The sequence below is a fragment of the Pantoea sp. X-Soil-TKNS-1207 genome (genome assembly GCF_059730485.1).
The window spans coordinates 2,906,712-2,932,717 of the sequence record NZ_AP035958.1; the positions used below are offsets into that span (position 1 = coordinate 2,906,712).

Annotated in this window: 19 protein-coding genes; 11 read left to right on the forward strand and 8 right to left on the reverse strand. The window is 56.1% G+C overall.

Going from position 1 to position 26,006, the window contains the following annotated elements; all coding sequences use genetic code 11:
• Nucleotides 1-38 precede the first annotated feature (38 nt).
• From AC6I8V_RS13590 to yieE, 3 genes are all read right to left on the reverse strand, one after another.
• Nucleotides 39-5,042, reverse strand: coding sequence for an SET domain-containing protein (locus AC6I8V_RS13590; RefSeq protein ID WP_497842778.1), 5,004 nt, complete (start codon nucleotides 5,040-5,042; stop codon nucleotides 39-41).
• 212 nt (nucleotides 5,043-5,254) lie between these two features.
• Nucleotides 5,255-6,721 (reverse strand): amino acid permease, encoded by a 1,467-nt coding sequence (locus AC6I8V_RS13595; protein WP_497842780.1) that lies wholly within the window; start codon nucleotides 6,719-6,721, stop codon nucleotides 5,255-5,257.
• A gap of 129 nt (nucleotides 6,722-6,850) precedes the next feature.
• Nucleotides 6,851-7,717: a DNA-binding transcriptional regulator YeiE gene (yieE, locus tag AC6I8V_RS13600; RefSeq protein WP_497842781.1), complete on the reverse strand. Its 867-nt coding sequence runs from the start codon at nucleotides 7,715-7,717 to the stop codon at nucleotides 6,851-6,853.
• 127 nt (nucleotides 7,718-7,844) lie between these two features.
• Here yieE and AC6I8V_RS13605 point away from each other — a divergent pair, with 127 nt between their 5' ends.
• Nucleotides 7,845-8,891 (forward strand): YeiH family putative sulfate export transporter, encoded by a 1,047-nt coding sequence (locus tag AC6I8V_RS13605; protein ID WP_497842782.1) that lies wholly within the window; start codon nucleotides 7,845-7,847, stop codon nucleotides 8,889-8,891.
• A gap of 56 nt (nucleotides 8,892-8,947) precedes the next feature.
• Complete coding sequence (nfo, locus tag AC6I8V_RS13610; RefSeq protein ID WP_497842784.1) at nucleotides 8,948-9,793, forward strand: deoxyribonuclease IV; 846 nt, start codon at nucleotides 8,948-8,950, stop codon at nucleotides 9,791-9,793.
• A gap of 55 nt (nucleotides 9,794-9,848) precedes the next feature.
• Here the strand turns inward: nfo and fruA are convergent, their stop codons facing one another.
• The 4 genes from fruA to AC6I8V_RS13630 form a co-directional block, all read right to left on the reverse strand.
• Nucleotides 9,849-11,540, reverse strand: coding sequence for a PTS fructose transporter subunit IIBC (gene fruA, locus AC6I8V_RS13615; protein ID WP_497842785.1), 1,692 nt, complete (start codon nucleotides 11,538-11,540; stop codon nucleotides 9,849-9,851).
• A 16-nt stretch (nucleotides 11,541-11,556) separates the two neighbouring features.
• Entirely contained in the window at nucleotides 11,557-12,495 is a 939-nt protein-coding gene (gene fruK / locus AC6I8V_RS13620; RefSeq protein ID WP_497842786.1) for a 1-phosphofructokinase, read from the reverse strand.
• Nucleotides 12,492-13,622: a fused PTS fructose transporter subunit IIA/HPr protein gene (fruB, locus tag AC6I8V_RS13625; RefSeq protein ID WP_497842788.1), complete on the reverse strand. Its 1,131-nt coding sequence runs from the start codon at nucleotides 13,620-13,622 to the stop codon at nucleotides 12,492-12,494. The genes fruK and fruB overlap by 4 nt, the downstream gene beginning before the upstream one ends.
• A gap of 278 nt (nucleotides 13,623-13,900) precedes the next feature.
• Nucleotides 13,901-14,155, reverse strand: a complete 255-nt coding sequence (locus AC6I8V_RS13630) for a YkgJ family cysteine cluster protein (RefSeq protein ID WP_497842789.1) — start codon at nucleotides 14,153-14,155, stop codon at nucleotides 13,901-13,903.
• Nucleotides 14,156-14,314: 159 nt separating this feature from the next.
• On the opposite strand from AC6I8V_RS13630, the gene yeiP reads away from it, so the two are divergent.
• The 9 genes from yeiP (at nucleotide 14,315) to yejF (ending at nucleotide 25,268) form a co-directional block, all read left to right on the forward strand.
• Nucleotides 14,315-14,887: an elongation factor P-like protein YeiP gene (gene yeiP / locus AC6I8V_RS13635; RefSeq protein WP_497842790.1), complete on the forward strand. Its 573-nt coding sequence runs from the start codon at nucleotides 14,315-14,317 to the stop codon at nucleotides 14,885-14,887.
• A 111-nt stretch (nucleotides 14,888-14,998) separates the two neighbouring features.
• Entirely contained in the window at nucleotides 14,999-15,973 is a 975-nt protein-coding gene (locus tag AC6I8V_RS13640; RefSeq protein WP_497842791.1) for a CobW family GTP-binding protein, read from the forward strand.
• Between the two features lie 43 nt (nucleotides 15,974-16,016).
• Nucleotides 16,017-16,724, forward strand: coding sequence for a phosphatase PAP2 family protein (locus tag AC6I8V_RS13645; RefSeq protein ID WP_497842792.1), 708 nt, complete (start codon nucleotides 16,017-16,019; stop codon nucleotides 16,722-16,724).
• Nucleotides 16,725-17,239: 515 nt separating this feature from the next.
• Nucleotides 17,240-17,815: a bifunctional murein DD-endopeptidase/murein LD-carboxypeptidase gene (mepS, locus tag AC6I8V_RS13650; protein ID WP_497842793.1), complete on the forward strand. Its 576-nt coding sequence runs from the start codon at nucleotides 17,240-17,242 to the stop codon at nucleotides 17,813-17,815.
• A gap of 299 nt (nucleotides 17,816-18,114) precedes the next feature.
• The gene (gene pdeN / locus AC6I8V_RS13655; protein WP_497842794.1) at nucleotides 18,115-19,683 is read left to right on the forward strand and encodes a cyclic di-3',5'-guanosine monophosphate phosphodiesterase PdeN; all 1,569 of its coding nucleotides are present in this window, start codon (nucleotides 18,115-18,117) and stop codon (nucleotides 19,681-19,683) included.
• Between the two features lie 65 nt (nucleotides 19,684-19,748).
• Nucleotides 19,749-21,557 carry an extracellular solute-binding protein gene (locus AC6I8V_RS13660; protein WP_497842796.1) on the forward strand — a complete coding sequence of 603 codons (1,809 nt, stop codon included), beginning with the start codon at nucleotides 19,749-19,751 and terminating at the stop codon, nucleotides 21,555-21,557.
• 10 nt (nucleotides 21,558-21,567) lie between these two features.
• Nucleotides 21,568-22,656, forward strand: coding sequence for a microcin C ABC transporter permease YejB (locus AC6I8V_RS13665; protein WP_497842797.1), 1,089 nt, complete (start codon nucleotides 21,568-21,570; stop codon nucleotides 22,654-22,656).
• The gene (locus AC6I8V_RS13670) at nucleotides 22,656-23,678 is read left to right on the forward strand and encodes an ABC transporter permease (RefSeq protein ID WP_497842798.1); all 1,023 of its coding nucleotides are present in this window, start codon (nucleotides 22,656-22,658) and stop codon (nucleotides 23,676-23,678) included. The genes AC6I8V_RS13665 and AC6I8V_RS13670 overlap by 1 nt, the downstream gene beginning before the upstream one ends.
• Complete coding sequence (gene yejF / locus AC6I8V_RS13675; RefSeq protein ID WP_497842799.1) at nucleotides 23,679-25,268, forward strand: microcin C ABC transporter ATP-binding protein YejF; 1,590 nt, start codon at nucleotides 23,679-23,681, stop codon at nucleotides 25,266-25,268.
• On the opposite strand, the gene AC6I8V_RS13680 is transcribed toward yejF, so the two are convergent.
• Nucleotides 25,265-25,591 carry a YejG family protein gene (locus tag AC6I8V_RS13680; RefSeq protein ID WP_497842800.1) on the reverse strand — a complete coding sequence of 109 codons (327 nt, stop codon included), beginning with the start codon at nucleotides 25,589-25,591 and terminating at the stop codon, nucleotides 25,265-25,267. The two genes, yejF and AC6I8V_RS13680, sit on opposite strands and share 4 nt — an antisense overlap.
• Nucleotides 25,592-26,006: the final 415 nt, after the last annotated feature.

The window sequence follows — 26,006 nt, forward strand, 5'->3', positions numbered from 1 at the left end:
CAAAAACGATGCAACCATTGACGGCAAAGTCACCCTTCTCACTTTTGCCATCTCGGCTTTTTGTTTGGTTTGGCTTTTTTAACCGGTATAGAACTTTTCGGTCTTTTCAGCGGGGGCTTACCCTCGATCTTACGTTGCATATTTTCCCGCCACCATGCCACATCTTTAAAGTCATATTCGGCACCATATGGCAAAGCAAGCTGCGTTCCCTGGGGAATATCTTTAACCGAGACGTAAATAATTAAATTCTTATGCGCCACGCTGGAAACCACATTTTCTTCCAGCTGGACACCCACCGGTAGGTCAGAGGAATTAACCAGACATAACCAGTTCCCGCCATCGACCGGGCTAAGATTATAATCATCATTGGTGTCAAACAGATAAGATTGCACTCTGATATGATCTTCCAGAGTGCCACCTTTTGCGACGCCCTGCTGATAGAGCTGCATATCCGTCAGTTTCTCGCCGCGATAAAAACCGATAACTTCATTGGCTTTAATATCGACTTTCGCATATACCCCCCAGCCTGACTGCGCGTTGTAGTCTAATGTCAGCAGTCTTTCGATACGCTCGCCGACTAATTGCTCATTTGCCAGCATCTCTCTGACCGTCTTTGTCATACGCGCCACGATTTCTTTTCTGATTCTCAGCGGTTGTTTTCTCTCAATAAGTTTTCGCGTCTCGGACTCCCTGATGATTGATTCTTCCATTTTATGGGTGATGCCAATCTCAACTTCATTTATCTGCTCAGCAACCGTCTTACCGTTGTTTCCTTCGATTATGCCTTCGGATTCTAATGTCTTACTGACATTGGGTTCACCGTCCGCCCAGATAATCGGGCCATAATTATTCAATTTGGGAAAAACCGGCGGACGGCTATCCAGACGTTGTAATTTCACGTTGGGTAAAAGATTGACCCGATCAATATCAATATTCGGGCTGGCGCCGACTTCAGGATGCTCTGCCGCTCTGATGGTTGCCGGACTTACGCGCTTAATTTTCAGGCTGGGATTGTATTGCTCCACTTTCTGCACAAAATCCCTGATATGGAAACGGTGGGTATACGCCCAGAATGTCACATCCGAGTAATCAATGGCTTTATCTGACTTGTGTTGCAGATAATTATGGACGTCAACATCATCTGCATTGTTGATCTCATTAAATTCCTGCTCATTAACCTGATGCCCCTCAAGCGTCAGCTCGCCAGTTTCCGCATCAATAAAGCGCTGTAATTCTAATTCAGAGTGGCGGTCAATAAATCCATTGATATCGAATCGCCGTTTTTTGCCTGCTTTTTCTGTCGCAAACTGTTGTAGCTTTTGTTTTATATTTTGCCATTGCAGCCGTCGTACCGGATCGTCCGCCCCACCCGGCAGTGAAATCAACTCACCATTGGCATCAATCACTTTCCCGGTCGCTTTGAAACCGCCATTGCCAATATAGCGATAGGTATTTCTGCCGTTCTGCGCGCCTGCGCTGTCACTGCTGACGACCCGCTCGTACGCCACCGTCCGTGTACGATCACGTTCAATCACATAGACCTTCTGATAATGCCCGTTCAGCTGTTCGGCTCGGGGCAGCTTGCTCTCGCGCGTCAGGTACTCAGCGGGGGTCAGCATTCGCAGCTGGCCGTTTTCTGTTGTAAACACCTCATCAGAACCCGGCACTTCATAATATTCGCCATTGCGCGCCACCGCCTTGTGGCCTGTGCGGATACCCGCTTCATCGGTCAGGCGCACATATTGCCAGCCGGTGCGCGGGTCCTGATACAGATTCGAAGGCGCCTCTTCACCCGCCTGCGGTTGCAGGAAGGCGCTCAGGTCAGCTTCCTCTTTGCTCATCAGACGCAGTTCGCCGCTGACGCTGAGATAGAATTCCGGCTTAGCGTCCGTGATTTCTCCAGGCATCTTCCATGCATATAAATCCCCGCGACGCGTCAGCTGCACCGGATAATCGGGCTGACCCGCCACCGCCTCGGCATTGTGCAACCACGCCGTTCCCGTGAGTTTATGCCGGTACAGGTTGCGATAAACGGGGTCAGGTGTCTGTTCCAGCTTCTCTTCAATGAAAGCCTTTTCAAGCAGCTGCAACCCAGGAAGAATATCTTTTCTTTTCATTCCGTTATAAATACCCCTGCCACTCACGGTAGGGATTTTCATATTTGCCCGCATGATAACCACGGTGGCCATCAAGGGGGCGGCTTCTTCCCGCGAAATCGGCTCATCATTCAAAATTTTGGCTATTCCAGTCAGAATCCCCTGCATCAGGGTGGTGGTCAGGTAATAGCCAACATTAGAAGAGAAACCGGAATTCCAGGCAAAATCCAACAATGAAGTGACTGCGGTGCTGACCTCATTATCTTCCTGCCAGCCGTTGTTATCGATGGCCTGCAACACTTTCCTGCGCGAGGTCACATCGCCCATCGCGTCCCGATAAAGTTCATAGACGCTACGTAAAGGGCTGCTCAGCGCCAGGCCTAAAAATTTGAAGACCATCGCCGCCTTTTGCCTGCGCGACCTGTTATCGAGCGTCAACGGCGACCGGATGGCATTCACATCCTGCTCAGAGGCGTGCACGGCGTAGAAACCGGTTTCGCCGCCAAAACCCGCGGAAAGATGCCAGTCAACCGGAACCGGCGGGCGGACTCCCGTCGCATCCGTCATCGCTGGCAGCGTGACGTAACCGGCGATGGTAGGGACATTTTCTTCATATGGGATAATGACGTTGCCATAGCGAAAACCGTGGGCGGAAGGGATGCCGCTGGCGGTGGTGATGCCGAATAGCCCGGTCGGCACCACAAACGCCATAAAGGAGGCACGGTTAGCATCGGTGGGTTTCATCGTCCAGCCCGTGGGGGTGTTTGCCACCTCAATCGGCTGGAGATTGAGTTCATCAAAGCGCCTTCTTGCCGCAGCCGGGTCGCTATCTCCGCGAACCAGATAATCGATGGACGGGACTGGAATAAAATATTGCCCCTTTTCCCCCTCCCTGACCGGGAAGGGTTTGCCATTGATCTGACACCACATGTTGTTTCCCTGCCCGCGGATCAGCCCGTCGCCGCCTAACGTGATCGACCCCTTCATCGGCCCGCGGGCAACATAAAATTGCGCGAGAAATTGCAGCAGCTGCGGGTCTTGTGGGGCGACGCTGAACCTGGCGGGCTTTCCCGGCGCCACCGGGACCCTGACCAGCTCCACCGGGTCTACGCCCGGCCCGGTCATCGCGAAAGGTAGCGTTTTGCCGACCCGGAACGGTTGTCGGGTAACGTTGTAAACCTTACTGCCCGCCGCGCCGGGGGTTTTGATGTTGTAACAGGCGCTGCGTTGATCTGCCCGCAGCGGCGTGCTCTGCGTGCCGTTTAACGGGATCGCCCGCAGGGCATAATCATCAAGATTCAGCTCGCCGTGATGATCAAAGGCGATGGAGCCGTTGGGGTGCTGGGTAAAGGTAAAAGGATCAAAAAGAATCTCAGGTTGCGCCAGCGCGGCGGTGGTGCTTTCCGTCTCATCGGTATAGCCCTGCGCCCGCCAGGCGGCCTCCATTTCTTTTATGATCTGGTCAGCGTCGGGGACATCGCTCAGGGTGGTTTCTGCCGCGACGCCGCGCGTGAGGTAGCGGAGTAGTGTATCTGACAGGATTTTATCCGCCGCCATCACTTTCGACACCAGCCATGACAGGGGGGTTTCTGGCGCAGGCAGGCGATGATCAGCGGCTATTTTCCCCAGCGGGATGGCATCCGCCGGGAGTGGGTCCGCAGGCGATGCCGATCGCATCATGGCCTGCGTATCCTGGCGGGCGGTGGATGGCAGCACCGCCATGCGATCGCCAGGCTCCAGCAGATTATTGATGATCTTCATCCCGCCCGGCACTGCGGAATCCACCCCGATAAACAGCAGTGGCTCACGATCTGCCGTCACCTGAGTCTCAAAATAGTGGTTGCCCTGCGCATCCACGCCAAAATGGGTGCTGGCTGAACCGCCGCCGGGATAGCTTTCGGCGGCCGTTCCGTTCTGTGGCTGCGCCTGGGGCACACACTGTGGGATATCGTTGTGCGTCGCCGATCGGATAAATGACCTACTGCTGCCAGCCGCGACCACCACCGCCTTCGCCACCGCATTCCCTCCCCCGCCAGTGGTGGGGGCATTCAGTACCGCCCCTTTTAGCCCGGTGTAGCCATGCACATAAAACTCCGGGTCCGGGAAACCCACCTCTTTCGTCGCGGATGGCATAAATTGGGGGGGCGCAGCGGCGGCCTCAGGCATGTCACTTCCCTGCCGCTCTGCCGGTTCCGCGGGCGGAAGCGGCGCAGGATCAGCGGCTCGAACCGCCAGGCACTGCTCCGGTGTTTTTCCGGCAAAGAGCGGCGCCAGCAGATTGGTGTGGCTGGAAACCTGCTGCGCCAGCGTGGCAGACAGCAAATGCGTCAGGCCAGCGGTACCTGGCACCAGGTCGAGCAGCCAGGCCCGGCAGGCGGCGCGAAAGGCGTTTTCATCAGGATTCGCGGCAATGGCCGCGGGACGGATCATCGCCAGCAGGCTGGATAGCACTTCTTCATCAACCTCAAGGTGTAGCGGCAGATCCTTAGCGCTCGTCCGCGCAATGGCGCCGCAGGTAGCACTATAGCGGGCGAAAAATTCTGCCAGACGGACGTTAAATTTATCGCCCGGCGCGCTGACCGGCTTAAGCAATTTTCCCAGCAGCCCCTGCGCCTGATCGTTGTTAAGACAGTTGAGCGCGACAGGGATAACCAGATAATCCGCAATGTCGTCTGCGGTCGGGACACCGACCAGCCAGTCAGCCCAGTGACGCACTTTTTCGCGAAAAGCGGGCAGCGGAGGAACGCAGGCGCGCAGGCAGGTAATGGCGGTGTTAAGCGTCTGCGCGCTCCCCTCGCCCAGTTTGGCGGAGAGCTGGCTGGAACCCAGCACGATGATGGCGCCGACATTGTCAGCCCGCCGGAGTGCGCGGATCAGCAAACTTTTCGCGCGTTCCACTGGCAACGGGTTAGCTGAATGATGGCCACTTATTTTTTCAACACTCATGTGAAATTTCCCTATGCCCGCGTTGATACGGAAAAATGTGCGCAAATAATGACCGCAACAAAAACATGCCAGGAATAGCAGAAAGTAAATATTTCACTGATAAATCAATGAATTCATGAGAATCAGAGCGGGCGTAGTAGCCGTTGAGGGACGTGCAGCGGGGAGGAAAAAGGGAGAAAACGGGCATGGCTGCCCGTTTCCTGCTGTGGCTATTACTCTTTAAACGTCGGGAATTCCATTTCGCTGTATTTCACGAAGCGTGTGCCGCGTGCCAGCTTGTAACCCCACCAAATCACCAGGAACAGCGGGATACCGATGTAGGTAGCCGCAACGCCGTACCAGTCGATGCGATCCTGAAGGAACGCCTGATAATTCTGGCCAAGGGTGATGATCAGACACAGCACAAAGGCAAAGATCGGTCCGACCGGGAAGAAACCTGAGCGATACGGTAAATCCGCCAGATCGCGGCCCTGCGCCACATAGCCGCGACGGAAGCGGTAATGGCTGATGGCAATGCCGAGCCAGGCGATAAAGCCGGTCATCCCTGAGGTATTCAGCAGCCACAGATAGACATCCTGGTTGCCAAATTTCGAGGTCAGGAAGCACAGCCCGGCCACCACGGTGGTGGCGATCAGCGCGTTACGCGGTACGCCGCCCGCCGACAGTTTGGCAAAAATACGCGGGGCTTTGCCTTCCTGCGCCAGATTAAACAGCATACGGGTGGAGGCGTACATGCCGGAGTTACCGGCTGACAGCACCGCCGTCAGGATCACCGCGTTCATTACCGCCGCCGCCGACAGCAGACCGGCATTCTGGAACACCAGGGTGAACGGGCTGACGCTGATATCTTTAATATCGTTGTGCAGCAGCTTCGGATCGGTATACGGCAAAATCAGGCTGATAATCAGGATGGCGAAGATATAGAACAGCAGGATACGCCAGAACACCTGGCGCACCGCGCGCGGAATGTTCTTCGCCGGATCTTCCGATTCACCGGCTGCGATGCCGATCAGCTCGGTGCCCTGGAACGAGAAGCCGACAATCATCGCCACGCCTATCATGGCGGCAAAGCCCCCGGCAAAGGGCGCATCGCCCACCGTCCAGTTATGCCAGCCCGCGTGGTCTGCACCGCGCATAATGCCCACAATCATCAGCACGCCAACGATGATAAAGATGATCACGGTGGCGACTTTGATCAGCGAGAACCAGTATTCCGCTTCGCCGAAGCCTTTAACCGAGATGTAGTTCAGCAGGAACATCAGGCACAGGAACAATGCGCTCCAGATCCAGCCTGGCGCGTCCGGGAACCAGTAACTCATCACCAGCTGCGAGGCGACGAGATCGACAGCGATGGTCACCGCCCAGTTGTACCAGTAGTTCCAGCCGAGGGCGAAGCCGAAGCCTTCCTCAACATATTTAGCGCCGTAGGTGGCGAAGGAGCCGGATACCGGCATAAACGCCGCCAGTTCACCGAGGCTGGTCATCAGGAAGTACACCATCAGACCGATCAGCGCATAGGAGAGCAGCGCGCCGCCAGGGCCTGCCTGAGAGATGGTGGCACCAGAAGCGACAAAAAGGCCGGTCCCGATCGATCCGCCGATGGCGATCATCGTCAGGTGACGCGCCTTTAACTCGCGTCGTAACGCAGGTTGTTGTGTTGTATTTGAGTCGTTATGCATGTGTAAACGCTACGTCGGGTAAAAATGAGGCGCGATTGTAGCAGCTCACCCTGCTCTGTATAGCATTCACCACCTGTTATTAGTTACCTTCATAATCGTTAGCAAATTATTAGCATCGCCATGCCAGGATTATTCGCGACAGTAGGTAAGGAAGCGATTGAGCGCTTTGGACAGATGCTTCTGACGGTGATGGATACGGTACAGGGTGCGCGTCAGACGCGGCAGCGGCACCGCAACCTCCACCAGCGTTCCCGCTTCCAGCAGATCGGCGATCACCCGCCGCGACAGACAGCTGATCCCCATACCGTGGCGCACCGCATGTTTGATCGCTTCCGAGTTGCCCAGCTCCATGCCAAGCTGAAACTGCGGCAGATGCGACAGCAGCAGATAATCGACGATTTCACGCGTACCGGAACCGCGCTCACGCAGGATCCAGGGCGCGGCGGCTAACGACGCCAGCGTGACCGGCTGTTGCAGGATGGCGGCATCCGGCGCGGCGAACACCACCAGCTCATCCTCCAGCCAGGGTTCGCTGATCAGCTCCGGTACATGGCATGGCCCTTCAATCAGGCCGATATCCACGCGGAAATCCGCTACCGCATTGATAACATCCTGGCTATTGCCGACGCTCAGCTCCAGCGGCAGCGCAGGGAAATCACGCCGATAAGCGGCGATCATTCCCGGCAGCAGGTAATTGCCGATGGTCGAACTGGCATACAGGCGGATAGCACCATTATCTTCTTTAAACAGCTGCTGGATTTCCCCGGCCTGCTCCAGCAACCCCACCGCGCGCGGGTAGAGCAAACGACCATGCTCGTTCAGCACCAGTCGTTTGCCCACGCGGTCAAACAGTTGTACCCCAAGCTGGCTTTCGAGATCGGCCAGCGCGGCGCTCACCGCCGACTGCGACAGCGCCAGCACCTGTGACGCCTGGGTGGTGGAACCACTTTTCAGCACTTCGGTAAAGACTTCGATCTGACGCAGCGTAATGTGCATGCGTCCTCCTCACATTGCGGATCGCTAAAAACGACTTATCACTTATTCTGGTTAATTATAAATATATTATCAATTTCACTTTTAAGCCAGCGACGGGCACGCTAGAGCCAGACTTAAGGAGATAGATATGGCCGAGATAAGCGTTAGCAAAACCCCGTTTCCCTTTCACCACTGGCTACCCGGCCTGTTGCTGACTGCGGCCATTGCCGCTTGCGCTGCGTTGCTGGCGCAACAGCCGTGGCTGGCGGGCGCTGGCTTTGGCGCACTAACGCTGGCCATTATATTGGGAATTTTGCTGGGGAATAGCCTTTATCCCCGACTGGCAACCCAGTGCGACGGCGGCGTGCTGCTGGCGAAACAGCGCCTGTTGCGCCTCGGCATCGTGCTGTATGGCTTTCGCATTACCGTGCAACAAATTGCCGATGTCGGCCTGAGCGGCGTAGTGATTGATGTGCTGGTGCTGAGTTCGACCTTCCTGCTGACCTGTTTTATCGGTATCCGTTTGCTGAAAATGGATCGTGAAACCGTGTGGCTAATCGGTGCGGGCAGCAGCATCTGCGGCGCGGCGGCGGTACTGGCAACTGAACCCGTGGTCAAAGCCGCACCGTCGAAAGTGGCGGTAGCGGTGGCAACCGTGGTGCTGTACGGCACCGTGGGGATTGTGTTGTATCCGTTGATCCGAACGCTGCTGCCGCAGGTCAGCGAGGCGCACTTCGGCGTGTTTACCGGTTCCACCCTGCATGAAGTGGCGCAGGTCGTGGCGGCAGGCCATGCCATCAGCGCCGACACGGAAAACAACGCGGTCATCGCCAAAATGCTGCGCGTCATGATGCTGGCGCCTTTCCTGCTGGTGCTGGGCAGCTGGCTCAAACGTCAGCGCAGCCATAGCGCCACCCGGACGCAGCCGGTCAGCTTCCCCTGGTTCGCGCTGCTGTTTATTGGGGTGGCGCTGTTTAACTCACTGCATCTGCTGCCCGCCAGCGTGGTCGGCGGGCTGAATCAGCTGGCGAATTTGTTACTGGCGATGGCGATGGCGGCACTGGGTCTGACCACCCGTTTCAGCGCCCTGAAGCAGGCAGGCATTAAACCGCTGCTGCTGGGATTGGTGATGTTTATCTGGCTGATGGCCGGTGGCGGCGCACTGAATGTGCTGGTGCAACATTTCATGGCGTAGCCGCATCCGTTATGATGGGCGTTTTGTAACAACCCCAGCCCATTCAGGAGAGCGGCATGAAATATATCGGCGCACACGTCAGTGCAGCAGGCGGCGTAGACCAGGCAGTGATCCGTGCCCATGAACTGGAAGCAACCGCCTTCGCGCTGTTCACCAAAAATCAGCGCCAGTGGCGTGCCGCACCCCTCTCCGGTGAGGTGATTGACGCGTTCAAAACCGCCTGTGAGACCTATAAATTCACCCCCGGCCAGATTTTGCCGCACGACAGTTACCTGATTAACCTCGGCCATCCGGTGATGGATGCGCTGGAGAAATCCCGTGATGCGTTTATTGATGAAATGCAGCGTGCCGAACAACTTGGCCTGACACTGCTGAATTTCCATCCCGGCAGCCATTTGCAGCAAATTGAGGAGGAGGCCTGCCTGAAACGCATCGCCGAATCGATCAATATCGCGCTGGATAAAACGCACAACGTCACCGCCGTGATTGAAAACACCGCCGGTCAGGGCAGCAACCTCGGCTTCCGCTTTGAGCATCTCGCCACCATCATTGCCCATGTGGAAGATAAATCGCGCGTTGGCGTGTGTATCGATACCTGTCACGCGTTTGCTGGCGGTTACGATCTGCGGAGCGAAGAAGCCTGCGTTGACACCTTTAACGAGTTTGAACGCATCGTTGGTTTTCAGTATCTGCGCGGTATGCATCTGAATGACGCGAAGAGTACGCTGGGCAGCCGCGTTGACCGTCACCATAGCCTCGGTGAAGGCAATATCGGCAAGACCGTGTTTAGCTGGCTGATGAAAGATGCGCGTTTTGATGGCATCCCGATGATTCTCGAGACCATCAACCCGGATATCTGGAAAGACGAGATTGCGTGGCTGAAGTCGGAACAGCAGGGATAAAAAAAGGGGCGACCTCAGGAGTCGCCCCTTTGTTATGCCTGATGCTGGACTGAAATCAGGCTGCTTTCGCCAGTTCTTCTTCCGGGCGTTTCAGGATAGCGTAGCCGAGGCCCGCCACCGCCGTACCGATGATGATAGAAATCAGGTAACCCAGCACCGGGGTAATCGCACCCGGAATCAGCAGCACGAACAGACCACCATGCGGAGCCATCAGTTTGGCACCAATCGCCATCGAGATCGCACCGGTTACGGCGCCGCCGATGATACAGCACGGCAGTACACGCATCGGGTCACGGGCTGCAAACGGGATGGCGCCTTCAGAGATAAAGCACAGTCCCAGCACCAGCGCCGCCTTGCCACCTTCCTGCTGACCTTTGTTGAACTTGCGGCGAGCAACGAGAGTCGCCAGACCCATCGCCAGCGGTGGCACCATACCGGCCGCCATAATGGCCGCCATCGGCGCGTAGGTCTGTGAACTCAGCAGACCGACACCAAACGCATAAGCCACTTTGTTCACCGGACCGCCCATATCGGTACACATCATACCGCCGAGGATCGCACCCAGCAGCACCGCGTTCGCTGTGCCCATGTTCGCCAGCCAGTGAGTCAGGCCGCTCATGATGCCCGCCACCGGTTTGCCTACCACGTAAATCATCAGCAGGCCGGTAATCAGACTCGCAACCAGCGGAATGATCAGTATCGGCTTCAACGCCTCCATACTTTGCGGCAGCTTCACTTTGCTGCTGAGCATCTTCGCGGCGTAACCGGCAATAAAACCGGCGATGATACCGCCAAGGAAACCGGCGTTAATGCTGGTGGCGATCATACCGCCAATCAGACCTGGGGTCAGACCCGGACGGTCGGCGATGGAGAAGGCAATAAAGCCCGCCAGCACCGGCACCATCAGGGCGAACGCACTGCCGCCGCCAATCTGCATCAGCGCCGCAGGCAGCGTGCCCGGCTCTTTAAACGCGGTAATGCCGAAGGCGAAGGAGAGCGCGATGCTCAGACCACCGGCCACCACCATTGGCAGCATGTAGGAGACGCCGGTCAGCAGGTGACGATAGGCACCGGCTTTCTCCTGCTTCTCTTCCTGGCCGCCAGAGGCGCGAGCGCCGCTCGGCTGGTAGGTTTTGGCTTCCGCCTGGGCTTTATCCAGCTCCTGCGCGGTTTTCTTCAGCGCCAGGCTGGTTGAAGTGCGATACATCGGTTTACCGGCAAACTTCGCCAGATCAACATCGATGTCCGCCGCGACGATCACCAGATCGGCTGCCGCCACTTCTTCCGGGGTGATGGCGTTGCCGGCACCCACAGAACCGCGGGTTTCGACTTTCACCCACCAGCCACGTTTTTTGGCTTCAGCGTCAATGGCTTCGGCAGCCATAAAGGTATGCGCCACGCCGGTCGGACAGGCGGTCACCGCGACAATACGCTTCTGCCCGCTGCTCTGGGCCGCAGCCGGTGCAGCAACGGCGGCAACCTGCACCGTCTGAGCATTGGCTTTCGCCTGATTGATCGTCGCGACCGGATCGCGCAGCAGCTGCTGCACATCAACCAGCGCCAGAGATTTGCCTGCCAGCTGGGCATCGCTCGGGGCATTGTGCCCCGCTACCAGCACCAGATCGGCGTCAGCCGCGTTATCGGTAAGGGTAAGACCAGCCTGCGCTGCCACAGCACGCAGGCTTTCCATCGCTAAATGACCTGAGGCGAGGCCCAGGGAAGAATCTTTAATCAGCAGCGTTTTCATTATACCTCTCCTGCTGTTAGTTAACGGGTTGTAAGTCAACGCGCGCCATCATCGCGGCCAACTGGGTACGATCGGTAACCCCGACGTTGCTCTGGCTGACGGCCATAGCCGCCACTGCCGTTGCAAGGCGCAGGGTGTGTTCACTGGACTCACGCATCAGCAGACCGTAAATCAATCCGCCAACCATCGAATCCCCTGCCCCTACGGTGCTGACTACTTCACACGCAGGAGGTTTGGCAATCCATTCGCCTGAAGCATTCACCCACAGCGCCCCTTCTGCTCCGAGTGAAATCACTACGTGGGCAATGCCCTGCTCGCGCAGCTGATGCGCGGCGTCAATCACTTCCTGCAACGTTGGCAGCTTACGGCCCGCCCAAATCTCCAGCTCGCGGCGATTGGGTTTGACCAGCCAGGGCGCCGCTTTCAGCCCCGCCACCAGCGCTTCACGGCTGCTGTCGAAAATAATGCATGGACATTGGGCACGCAGATCGCTCATCCACTGCGTGAAGGCTTCCGGTGCGACGCCAGCCGGCAGACTGCCGCTGACACACACCATGTCGAACTGACCGAGCCAGGTGAGGGAATCAGCGGTGAAGCGTTCCCAGTCCTGCGCGGTGACGTCGAAGCCAGAGAAATTCAGGTCGGTGACGTCGCCATCTTTCTCGGTCAGTTTGACGTTGATACGGGTACGGCCCTGCACCACCTGAAAACGGTTGGCGATGCCCAGCTCGCTGAACAGCTGCTGAAAGCCATCCTGGTTCTCTTTACCGAGGAAACCGCCCACGGTGACATCAATGCCTAAGTCCTTCAGAACCTTGGCGACGTTGATACCTTTGCCTGCGGCATGCAGACCGGTGGTTTTGACCAGGTTGACTTCCCCGCGCTCGATCTCTGGCGTAAAGCCGACCAGATCGTACGCCGGGTTCAGGGTGATTGTGGCTACGCGACGACTCATGCTACCCCCTCGCCGAGACCGCTATTGATGGCCTCTTCAATGGCATTCAGTGCCTGCTGCGCATCTTCGCCGCTGGCGGTAAAGCGCAGGCGATGGCCTTTCTTCACGCCAAGCGCGACGACTTTCATCAGGCTGCGACCGTTCGCCGGTTTACCGCTGCCGTCGAGGTTGGTGACGGTGATATCGCTGTTGAACTGTTTGATGACGCTGACCAGCGCGGTGCCCGGACGCGCATGAAGACCGTGCTCGTTGCGGATGGTGTATTCAGCGGTCAGCACGTCAGCCTGCTCATCCACTTCGCTGGTCAGCAGCGCGAGGATACCGGCAGCGTCGGCTTTCAGCAGACGTTCAGCTTTGTTGCTGTGCAGCAGATTGCTGAGATAGCCCAGCACTTCCAGCGGACGTTCGTCGCTGGCCGCTACCGTTACCAGCAGCGCGACGCTTTCACCTGCGTGGTCAAAGGCGCTAGCCGCACGGCTCACCGCCACGGCGCTGTTCAAGTTGCCGGTGGCGCTGTCGCTCAGCCAGATGCCCTGGCCGAGGCTCAGCGGCGTGTTCGACACCACGTTCGCCACAAAGCTGGCATCGACGGCGCCTGCCGCCTGCAAACGACCGGCGTTCAGCGCCTGCAACATCATCAGATCGCTGGCGGCCACATCAACGGCAATCAGCGAGGTATCAAATTTGAATTCCGCCGCCTGTTTTTCGCCCATCAGCAGCGCGCGCAGATCTTCCGCTGAGGCGGTTTTCAGCTGCTCAGCAATGCTGTCATCGCTGAGGACGTGCGTGAGCTGACGCAGCAGCGCGAGGTGTTCGTCAGATTTCGCGGCGATACCGATAGCCACATACGCCGTCTGACCGTCGCCCCAATCCACACCCTGCGGGAACTGATAAACCTGCACGCCGGTTTTCAGCACCAGGTCGCGGGTATCGGTGGTGCCATGCGGAATGGCGATCCCATTGCCGAGGAAAGTGGTGGTTTGCTGTTCGCGCGCCAGCATGCCGTTAACGTAGCCTTCAGCCACATTGCCCGCTGCGGTTAACGCCGCTGCAACCTGACGGATGGCCTCTTCTTTGTTTTGTGCATTCGCACCGGTATGGATGGCCTGAACTTCGAGCTGGAACATATCTCTCCTCGCTTGCTGAATTGAATCGTTTCAGCTTGATGGCGAAAAAATACGCTGTACGACATCGGCTTAGCCGCGACGACAACGCTGAAACGTTTCAGGGAATATGGTACAGCAGCGTCAGGCAGGCAAGAAAATGCGTAAACGGCGTAGCAGATTTTTGACGTTACGCACACTTCAGATCGGATTTAGGATTTTTTCCAGACGCAGAGCTGACGTTTTTGCTGTAACGCCAGCACGACTTAAGACAAATATTTCAGCAAAACATCAGCAACCGATTATGGCGCGGTGTCAGCTTCCAGTTTCAGCAGGTAAATCAACGCGGCGGCACGGCTGTTGCCGCACATGTCAGCACTGGGTTGCAGCCCCGCGCATACCGCCGGACGCAACGGCGAGCCAAAGATTTTGCAGCGCTGCTGCGCATCAAGCTGAATACAGGGGGTGTTCGCCGGTTTGCCCTCAGGCATACCAGGAATGGGGGAAGAGATGGAGGGGGCTGTGCAACAGGCACCGCACTGGTCACGACACAACATCGCAGGCTCCTCCTGCTGCGGGATTTCGCCGCGACAATAGCAGTCTGCCCGCAGGAATGCCATGCTACTTAAATAATATTTGCGCTGCCCGTCTTGCCTGTTTTTATCGGCGCGAGTAACGTGGCGCGCATCAATTCTATCTGAGCGAGTAACACGACAATGCCAAAGGCAAACGAAATCAAAAAAGGGATGGCTGTCACCTGGAACGGCAAACTGTTGCTGGTGAAAGACATCGATATTCAAAGCCCCAGCGCACGCGGCGCATCCACCCTGTACAAAATGCGTTTCACCGACGTACGCACCGGGATGAAGGTGGAAGAACGCTTTAAAGGCGATGACATCCTCGAAGCGATCTCTCTCAGCCGTCGTTTCGTCTCCTTCTCTTATATAGATGGCGATGAATACGTATTTATGGATGACGAAGATTACACCCCGTACACCTTCAAAAAAGATCAGATCGAAGACGAGCTGCTGTTCATTCCTGAAGGCGGTATGCCGGGTATGCAGGTGCTGACGATGGATGGCCAGCTGCTGGCGCTGGAACTGCCGCAAACGGTGGATCTGGATATTGTTGACACCTCACCGGGCATTAAAGGGGCGTCCGCCAGCGCACGTACCAAACCGGCAGGCATGAGCACCGGTTTAGTGGTGCAGGTGCCGGAATATCTCAGCAATGGCGATCGTATCCGCATTCATATTGCTGAACGTCGTTATATGGGACGCGCTGACTAAGCACGCTTCACTGTCCGGCCCACGGCAATTGTTATACTATAACAACCTGCTGTGCGCGCCGGATCGACCTCTCCGCCGCGCGTTGTTCTCTTTATTATCAGGAGCATGATTGTGACGCGGGTAAACCTTATCACTGGATTTCTCGGCAGCGGCAAAACCACTACCCTGCTGCATCTGTTAGCCAGTAAGCCTGCCGGTGAAAACTGGGCGGTGCTGGTGAATGAGTTTGGCGAAATTGGCATTGATGGCGCGCTGCTCGCCGATCGTGGTGCCACGCTGAAAGAGATCCCAGGGGGCTGCATGTGCTGCGTTAACGGTCTGCCGTTGCAGGTTGGCCTGAATATGCTGCTGAAACAGACCAAACCCGACCGCCTGTTGATCGAACCCACCGGCCTTGGCCATCCGAAACAGCTGCTGGCGATGCTGCGCGCGGCGGTGTATCAGCCGTGGATACAGGTCGATGCGACCCTGACGCTGCTCGATCCCCACCATCTGGCGGATGCACGTATCGCCAGCAATGAAAACTTCCGCGATCAGCTCACTGCGGCGGATATCGTGATTGCCACTAAACGCGATCGCTGGAATGAGGACGATCGTCAGCTGTTGGCGGAATGGCGAGCGCAACATCTTGGCGAGCGCCAGTGGGCAGAAGTGGCCTGGGGCCAGGTCGATCCCGCGTTACTCAGCCAGCCGGGCTTGGCGGATCGTGCGGTACCGGATGCCCGGCATCATCACGCTGAATCACGTCCACAGGGACTGGCGGCGCTAAAACTTGATGGTCAGGCGCGCTGGCGGCGTGCGGTAAATGAAGGCCAGGGCTATGTATCCTGCGGCTGGATTTTTGATGGCGATACGGTGTTCGATACCATCGGCATCCTAGAGTGGGCGCGGCTTGCGCCGGTGGATCGCGTCAAGGGTGTGCTGCGTACCCCCGACGGTTTAGTCAATATTAATCGTCAGGGTGAGGACCTGTTTATTGAAACGCGTCCCACCACGCCGCCGGATAGTCGTATCGAATTGATCCATCATCAGCCGGTGGACTGGAACAGTTTGCAGTCCGGCTTGTTGAAGTTTCGTTTAAAATAGGTGCGGTAGGTTCTGCCGTTATTTTTCTTTTCCGGGTTTAACTATGCGCGTTTCTCGTCTGATCACCATCCTGCTGCTGAATCTGCTGGGTGTGGTGATTTTCTTTTCCTGGTATCTGCCGCCCGATCATGGCTTCTGGTTCGGCCTCGACAAAGCTATTTTCTTTGGCTTCAACGATCAGATGGTGGTGCACCACGGCTTTGCTCTGCTGGTGGCGATCACCAACTTCCGCGGCTTTGACGTGGTTTCACTGCTGGCGATGGGTTTACTTTATCTGTGGTTCTGGCGTCGCGAAACGCCGCAGGGCCGCCGCCGTATGCTGGCGATTGGTGTGACCATGCTGCTGACCGCCGTCATCCTGAATCAGCTGGGCCATTTGCTGCCGGTGAAACACGCCAGCCCGACCCTGTTCTTTGAACATGTCCATCGCGTCAGCGAACTGACCGGCATTCCGGCAAAAGATGCATCAAGCGACAGTTTCCCTGGCGACCACGGCATGATGCTGATTATTTTCGCCTGCTTTATGTGGCGCTATTTTGGCTTCCGCCCGTTCCTGGTGGGGCTGGTGATTGTGGTGCTGTTCGGTCTGCCGCGCGTCATGGCCGGTGCGCACTGGTTTACCGATATCGCCGTCGGCTCGCTCTCCGTGGTGCTGGTGGGCCTGAGCTGGTGGTTATTAACCCCGGCAAGCGACAAACTGGTTAACTGGTTATATCGCTCGCTGCCTGGCAAACATAAGCCACAGCAGTAATTGTTTAGCGCGAGTGATCAAAGATAAAAATAGCGATCGCTCGCGCTTAATGGAACCTTAAATAGATTATTAGCAAGCTAATCAGTTTCTGTGAAAAGAAAAGATTATGATGAAAATGGCAGGACAATAGCCTTTTTCCTAAGCTGTCCAGTCGGAACCCTCTTAAAATCGGCCTTAACGCCAGAATTAGCGCCTGATCCCCCCCCTATTTCCCTGTTTAAACACTGCCAGTTGTCGATAAAGTAGCCGTTGTGTTACAGATTGATTTCGCATCAAAAAAACCTATAAAAATTTATATAAAAGCACTCGCCACGCGGTCTGTAATCGGTTAACCTCAAACGCAATTGGTAAGTGTGCAGCATAAAATTCGGTTCCAGAGGCAACAAAAATGTGTGCATTAACACATTTTAGTAATTAAGGAATTGTCTTAGCGCGTCGCTCTTATTAATCTCAACCCGTTTTGTAATCTGGCTGGCGACATTTTGTCGTAAGGATTTCGAAGGAAAACACCCATAATGGTCAAGTCTCAACCAATACTGAGATACCTCAGGCGGATAATTCCCGCAGTAGCTTTAGCAGCACTCTTATCGGCATGTAGTAGTACCCATAACGGACAGAACGCGAATAACGAGAAACATGAAGTTAACAACCAGAATGGTTTTTTACTTCAGGCGTCTCAGGATGAATTCGAACAGATGGTGCGGAACGTGGATATCAAATCCCGCATCATGGAACAGTACGATGACTGGAAAGGCGTGCGTTACCGCTTAGGCGGCGAAACCAAGCGCGGCATCGATTGTTCTGCTTTTGTTCAGCGCACCTTTCGCGAGCAGTTTGGGTTAGAGCTTCCGCGTTCAACCTATGAGCAGGAAGACACCGGTAAACAGGTTTCACGCACCAAACTGCGTCCGGGTGATTTAGTGCTGTTCCGCGCCGGTTCCACCGGTCGCCATGTCGGCATCTATCTGGGCAATGATAATTTTGTCCACGCGTCCACCAGCAGTGGTGTGATGATTTCCAGCTTAAACGAGAGTTACTGGAAAGCGCGTTACCGTGAAGCACGACGTGTTTTAGGGCGAAATCCGAGCTAATCAATACCCTTTGAAGATCCTCTCAGCCAGAGAATCAGAAAACGCTGCCCCGGCAGCGTTTTTTTTCGTCTGTCGGTTTTTCTCCTAAGCTAAATTCATAAAAAGTAATTGAGAATCAAAAATATAACGAGACTTTTCTCGCGCTCTCGTTATATTCTCGTTTACTCACTTACCCTAACTAATTCAGGTTGAACCAGGGTGATAAACGCAGCAGCAACCTGAATGATGACGGGAAAACACCAGAAAGCAGTAGTGCGCAGTTAACATAATAAAATGGCAAGACAAGGGGAATTCACTCCATGCCACTGTCGGGGACGTTAAAACGTCATGCAGCCTATTCGCGCCGAATCGCCTGGAGCAGCGTGATTGTCGGTGCCGTGTTCTTTCTGTTGTTTGTCATTGTCCTGTTGACACTGACCTGGCAAAAAAGAGTACAGCAGCATGAACTGTTACTGACGCACAGTCGGGACGATTTACAACAGGTGATGACGACCCTGGTGGATACCCTTTATCCGCTCCAGCAATATACCCAGCTGGAGTGCAACAGCGTTGGCCGGGAACTCACCTCACGCGCCGCTTTTGCCGGTAACATTCGCGCCATTCTGCTGGTGCGCGACGGCAACGCCTATTGTTCTTCCGCCACCGGTTCCTTCCTGTTGCCGGTGGGTGATATTTCTCCTGAGTCTGAACTGGAACGCGACCGCGACCTGCGCCTGCTGGAAGGCACGCCGTTGCAACCCACCAAACCGGCCGTGGCGCTGTGGCTGAAAAATCCCGGTAAAGCTGAAACCGGCATTCTCACCACCATGAATCTCAGCCTTACCCCTTATCAGCTGCTGGCCTCCTATCACCCGGAGATCACTGGCATGGCGCTGATTGTCGGTAACCGGGCCTTATTAAGCGGTACCAATCAGGTGGTGCGCACCCGCGATTTGCCACCGGCACTGGCAACCACCACGCTCAACAACGGTATGATGCAGTTTGTGGTTTTCGGCTCCACACTCGCGCTGCGTGACTATCATCTGATTTTGCTCAGCGGCATTCTGTTCTCTCTGATGGTGGGCGGTGCCTGCTGGCTACTGCTGACCCTGCATCAGCACCCCGGCAAAGAGATTATGCAGGGCATCAAGCGTGGTCAGTTCCATGTGGAATATCAGCCGCTGGTGACCGCACATGACGGCCAACCCTATGGCGTGGAGGCCCTGCTACGCTGGACCCACCCCACCGAAGGAATGATCCCGCCCGATGCCTTTATCAACTACGCCGAAGCACAGAACCTGATTATCCCCCTTACCCGCCACCTGTTCTCGCTGGTGGCGCGTGATGCCCACGCAATGTGCGATCAGCTGCCACGCGGCACCCGCATGGGGCTGAATCTCTCGCCGCTGCACCTGGCCTCCGACAGTTTTCGCCGTGATGTGCAGAACTGGATCGCCGCAATGCCCGCCAACCACTTCAATTACGTGTTTGAAATTACTGAACGCACCATGGTGACGGAAAAAAATGCCGGTGAAATCTTTGCCTGGCTGCATGATAACAACATCAAAATTGCCATTGATGATTTTGGTACCGGGCACAGCGCGTTGATCTATCTGGAAAAATATCCCTTCGATTATCTGAAAATTGACCGCGGCTTTGTGCAAAGCATCGGCACCGAAACCGTCACCTCGCCGGTACTCGATGCCGTGCTGCTGCTGGCGAAGAAGCTGAACCTGAAAACCGTCGCCGAAGGGGTGGAAACCGGTGATCAGGCCGCCTGGCTGATTAACCGGGGCGTCACGCATTTGCAGGGCTACCTGTTCAGCCGCCCGCTAAAGCCAGAGAATCTGGTGAATTATTATCAACAGCAGCTGGCTGCCTCCGCTTAACGTCACGCAAACTTAATGAAACTGCTACCATAAGGTGCGGATAACGAAAGGAGAGCGTCCCTCTTATGCTGCTTCGTTTAGTCACAGCGTTGCTTATTGGCTGTGCAATGTCGCCATTGCATGCGGAAACCATCAACGAAAGCTATGCCTTTGCCAAACTGGGCGAGCCGAAATATGCGGTGGATTTCACCCATTACGATTATGCCAACCCGGCAGCCCCAAAAGGCGGCAGGATGACGCTGGCGGTGATCGGCACCTACGATAACTTCAACCGTTTTGCGTCACGCGGCAACCCCGGTGCAGCAACTAACACGCTGTATGACGGCCTGTTTACCACCTCTGACGACGAGCCAGCCAGTTACTATCCCCTGATTGCCGAATCGGCGCGCTATCCCAGCGATTATCACTGGATGGAAGTCTCGATTAACCCGCACGCGCAGTTTCAGGATGGCACGCCCATCACCGCGCAGGATGTCGCCTTCACCTTCCAGAAATTTATGACCGAAGGCGTACCACAGTTCCGCGTGGCGTTTCGTGGCGTGCAGGTCAGCGCGCTGAATCGCCTGACGGTGCGTATCGATATGCCCAGGCCGGATAAGGATTTGGTACTGAGTTGGCTGACGTTGCCGGTTCTGCCGCAAAAATTCTGGCAGGACAAAAAGTTTAACGAACCGCTTGGCTATCCGCCGCTGTCCAGCGGGCCTTACCGCATCACCGCCTATAAACCCGGCCAGTTTATTCAGTATGGTCGGGTAAAAAATTACTGGGCCGCTAACCTGCCGGTCAATCGCGGGCGCTTCAATTTCGACGTCATCCGTTATGACTATTACCTCGACGACAACGTGGCGTTTGAGGCATTCAAAGCCGGTGCTTTCGATTTACGTGAAGAAGGTTCCGCGAAGAAATGGGCGACGCAATATCGCGGCCGCAATTTCGACAGCCACGCCATCGTCAAAACGGAAACCCCGAACGATGTCTCCACCGACACGCAATGGCTGGCCTTCAACAATGAGAAACCGCTGTTTGCCGATCGCCGGGTGCGCCAGGCGCTAAGCCTCGCCTTTGATTTCGAATGGATGAACAAGGCGCTGTTTTATAACGCCTATAAGCGCAGCAGCAGCTATTTCCAGAACACCGTCTATGCCGCGCAGGGATATCCGGATGCCGCGCAGCTGATTTTACTGGCGCCGTACAAAGCCCAGCTGCCGCCGGAAGTATTTAATAATGCCTATGCCCCGCCCCACTCCGATGGCAGCGGATTCGATCGCGCCAACCTGTTGCAGGCGATGAGCCTGTTAAAAGCGGCGGGCTGGCAGATTAAAAACCAGCAGCTGGTGAATGACAAAACCGGCCAGCCATTCCGCTTTGAATTGTTAATGCGCAGTGGCACCAACAATGACTGGGCTTTGCCGTTCCAGCACAGCCTGGCGCGGCTGGGCATTCAGGTCTCGCTGCGTGAAGTCGATAGTTCGCAATATCTGCGGCGCCTGCGTCAGGGGGATTACGACATGATCCCGTCGCTTTATTACGCGATGCCGTGGCCATCTACCGATATGCAGTACACCTGGCAGTCGCAGTTTATCGAGTCATCGTGGAACACCGCGCGGGTGAAGGATCCTATCGTCGATCACTTTGTGCAGCAGATTGTCGCGCATCAGGGCGATCAACAGGCGCTGTTGCCGCTCGGTCAGGCGCTGGATCGCATCCTGCTGTGGAACGCCTATATGATTCCGATGTGGTATAACGCCGCGCAGCGCCTGGCCTACTGGGACAAGTTTTCCCATCCAGAGATCAAGCCCGCCTTTGCCACCGGGCTGGAAAACTGGTGGTACGATGTCAACAAAGCCGCGCGTTTGCCGGCGGCCCGACGCTGAGGAGTGTGGTTTGGGTGCTTATTTCCTGCGCAGATTACTGCTGATCATTCCCACGCTGTGGGCCATTATCACGCTCAACTTCTTTATCGTGCAGATTGCCCCCGGTGGTCCGGTGGATCAGGCGCTGGCGAATATTCAGTTCGGCCACAGCACCGGCATTCCCGGCACCAGCGATAGCGGCGGCGCACGCGGCGGCCTGAATCACGATAATCCCGGTGATAGCCAGTATCGCGGCGCGCGGGGACTCGATCCGGAAGTGATTGCCGAAATTAAAAAGCGCTACGGTTTTGATAAACCGCTGTGGCAACGTTACGTCGACATGCTGTGGAACTACGCACGCTTCGATTTTGGCGACAGCCTGTTTCGCAGCGCCTCGGTGCTCCAGCTGATTAAGGAGAGCCTGCCGGTATCCGTCAGCCTCGGGCTGTGGAGCACCCTGATTATCTACCTGGTGTCGATCCCGCTGGGCATTAAAAAAGCGGTGCGCAACGGCAGCGCGTTCGATATCTGGAGCAGCAGCTTTATCATCATCGGTTACTCGATCCCGGCGTTTCTGTTCGGCGTGATGCTGATTGTGTTGTTTGCCGGGGGCAGCTACCTCGACTGGTTCCCGCTGCGTGGTCTCACCTCACCGCAGTTCGACCAGCTGCCGTGGTACGGCAAAATCACCGATTATCTCTGGCATATCACGCTGCCGGTACTGGCAACGGTGATTGGCGGTTTCGCCACCCTGACGATGCTGACGAAAAACTCATTTCTCGATGAGATCCGTAAACAATATGTGGTCACCGCCCGCGCCAAGGGTCTGGATGAAAAACGCATTCTCTACGGTCACGTCTTTCGCAACGCCATGCTGCTGGTGATCGCGGGCTTCCCGGCCACCTTTATCAGCATGTTCTTCACCAGTTCGGTGCTGATTGAGGTGATGTTCTCGCTTAACGGCCTTGGTCTGCTGGGCTACGACGCCACCATTCAGCGCGATTACCCGGTGATGTTTGGCACGCTGTACATTTTTACGCTGATTGGCCTGCTGATGAATATTCTCAGCGATTTGACCTACACCCTGGTCGATCCGCGCATTGATTTCGAGGGTCGCTGATGCGCTTGTCTCCGTTAAACCAGCAGCGCTGGCAGCGCTTTCGTCACAACCGTCGTGGTTACTGGTCGTTGTGGATTTTTCTGGTGATTTTCCTGCTGTCGCTGGGGGCCGAGTTGCTGGCCAACGACAAGCCGCTGCTGGTGCATTATCAGCAGCGCTGGTATATGCCGCTGCTGTTTAACTACAGCGAAAGCGATTACGGCGGCGATTTCTCAACCCCGGCGGATTATCAGGACCCGTGGCTGAAACAGCGTATCGATCAGCAGGGCTGGGCCATCTGGGCGCCAATTCGCTTTAGCGACAGCACCATCAATTTTGCCACCAACGTCCCCTTCCCTTCGCCCCCTTCGGCGCAGAACTGGCTGGGTACGGATGCTAATGGCGGGGATGTGCTGGCCCGGCTGCTGTACGGTACGCGTATTTCGCTGCTGTTCGGCCTGTTGCTGACGCTGTTCTCCAGCGTGATCGGCATTGTGGTGGGCGCAGTACAGGGCTACTTCGGCGGGCGCGTTGATCTGGTCGGCCAGCGCCTGATTGAAGTGTGGTCCGGGATGCCGTCGTTGTTTCTGTTGATCCTGCTCTCCAGCGTGATTCAGCCCGGTTTCTGGTGGCTGCTGCTGGTGACGGTGGTGTTTGGCTGGATGAGTCTGGTGAGCGTGGTGCGCGCGGAGTTTCTGCGTACCCGCAATTTTGACTACATCCGCGCGGCGCGCGCCCTTGGCGTCAGCGACAGCCGCATCATGCTGCGCCATATGCTGCCGAATGCCATGGTCGCCACGCTAACTTTCCTGCCGTTTATCCTGTGCGGATCGATCACTACCCTGACCTCGCTCGATTTCCTTGGCTTTGGTCTGCCGGTTGGCTCGCCCTCGCTCGGTGAGCTGCTGTTGCAGGGTAAAAATAATTTGCAGGCGCCCTGGCTGGTGCTGTCGGGCTTTTTTGCGCTGGCGATTTTGTTGTCGCTGCTGATTTTTATTGGTGAGGCGGTGCGTGACGCCTACGACCCAAGCCGGGGGAGCTGAATGAGTAACTTACTGACCGTCAATCATCTCGCCGTCGCCTTCCGGCAACGCACCGTGGTGGAAGACATTTCGCTGCGGGTCGACGCCGGTGAAACCCTGGCGCTGGTGGGTGAATCCGGCTCCGGCAAAAGCGTTACCGCGCTGTCGATTATGCGCCTGCTGCCACAGCCGCCGGTGAGCTATCCGCAGGGCGAGATTCTGTTTAATGGTCAGAATCTGTTGCAGGCCAGCGAGCGTACCCTGCGGGGGCTGCGCGGCAACCAGATGGCGATGATTTTTCAGGAGCCAATGGTGTCGCTCAATCCGCTGCATAGCGTGGAAAAGCAGCTGTATGAAGTGTTGTCGCTGCACCGCGGCATGAGACGTGAAGCGGCGCGTGCGGAGATCCTCAGCTGCCTCGATCGCGTGGGCATTCGCCAGGCGGCAACGCGTTTGCAGGATTTTCCGCACCAGCTCTCCGGTGGTGAACGCCAGCGCGTGATGATCGCCATGGCGCTGCTGACTCAGCCTAAGCTGTTGATTGCCGATGAACCCACCACCGCGCTTGACGTCACGGTGCAGGCGCAGATCCTGCAACTGCTGCGCGAGCTGCAACGCGAGCTGAATATGGGGATGTTGTTTATCACCCATAACCTCAATATCGTGCGTCAGCTGGCCCATAACGTCACTGTGATGCGCAATGGTCGTGAAGTGGAACATAACCGCAGTGCCAGCCTGTTCAGTCAGCCTCAGCATCCTTACACCCGCGAACTGCTGGCCGCCGAGCCAGATGGCCGCCCCGCTCCGATCAGCGACAGCGCGCCGCTATTGCAGGTGAAAAATTTACAGGTGGGCTTTCCGATTCGACGCGGCCTGCTGAAACGCACCGTTGCCGAGAAGATGGCGGTGCAGGATCTGAGCTTCTCCCTGCGGCGCGGCGAAAGCCTCGGGCTGGTGGGAGAATCCGGCTCCGGTAAAAGCACGACCGGGCTGGCGCTACTGCGTTTGATCGCCGCACGCGGTGAAATCTGGTTCGACGGTCAACCGCTGCATCAGCTGTCAGCGAAGCAATTGCTGCCGCTGCGGGAAAAAATTCAGGTGGTGTTCCAGGATCCAAACTCGTCTCTCAATCCACGCATGACGGTGCAGCAGATCATTGCGGAAGGTCTGGCAGTACATCGTCCCACGCTGAGCGCCACAGAGCAGGAGGCGAAAGTGATCGCGGTGATGCAGGAAGTGGGACTGGATGCGGAGAGTCGATCACGCTATCCGGCGGAATTTTCCGGAGGCCAGCGTCAGCGTATCGCAATTGCGCGCGCGCTGATCCTCGAACCGCAATTGATGGTGCTGGATGAACCCACTTCCTCGCTGGATCGTTCGGTGCAGAAACAGATCCTCAATCTGCTGCGTCGCCTGCAACAGCAACATCAGCTGGCGTATCTGTTTATCAGTCATGATTTGCAGGTGGTGCGCGCCCTGTGCCACCAGCTGATTGTGCTGCGTCAGGGGGAAGTGGTGGAACAGGGTGAATGCGATACGCTGTTCAATGCGCCCACCCAGGCGTACACCCGCCAGCTGCTGGCTTCGGCCCAGGGTGAAAGCCTGATTTAGCGGCCGTCAAAGGTCTCGGCGATCGCCACACCCTGATTCTTCAGACAGCAGTTGGTGGCGCTTTCGTCGCCGCGCTGGATCAGCAAACAAGGCTGCCCCTCGCACTGCGCAATTTTGCACTCAACCTGAATCTGCGCCAGCGTGTCCTGCAACTGGCGCAAAATTTCCATAGCCGGGTGACCATCGTGGCTCAGCAGCCGCAGCGCGACCAGATCCTGGTCATTTTCAGCATCGGCAGTTTCCTGCCGTTCAATTTCACCAGCATGGTCAGGTGACCAGCGATAGTGTTGCGGCAGGCGATGCACAACGGAAAGTTGCAGCATAGATACGTAATCCCCAGAGACGTTAACTTCATTCACGACGAATGGCGCACGCTGTGAATCCCTTTTCCTGGCTAACTCAGAATACGGACGTCAAGGTTTGCCTTCTCGTTTTAAGCACAAAAGATGTAGCAGATTTATTTTTTGCGAGGATGCTCGCATTTGTCGCTATATTTACCGTGTTCAGCGGTAGTTAACAATCATTTTAGACGCAATATCGTTACTTTTTTACTTATTAATTTTCACAATATAGAAACATCAAGATCCGCAAATGATTCAGGTGTGGGGATTAGGGGGAATTTGGTGCGGATAAGTGCCTGGTCGGCATTAATGCCGACCCTACAAAATTAACAGCCAGATCAATATGGTAGGGCCGCCATTTATGGCGACCAGACGAAGCAGACACGATACCCGCAGG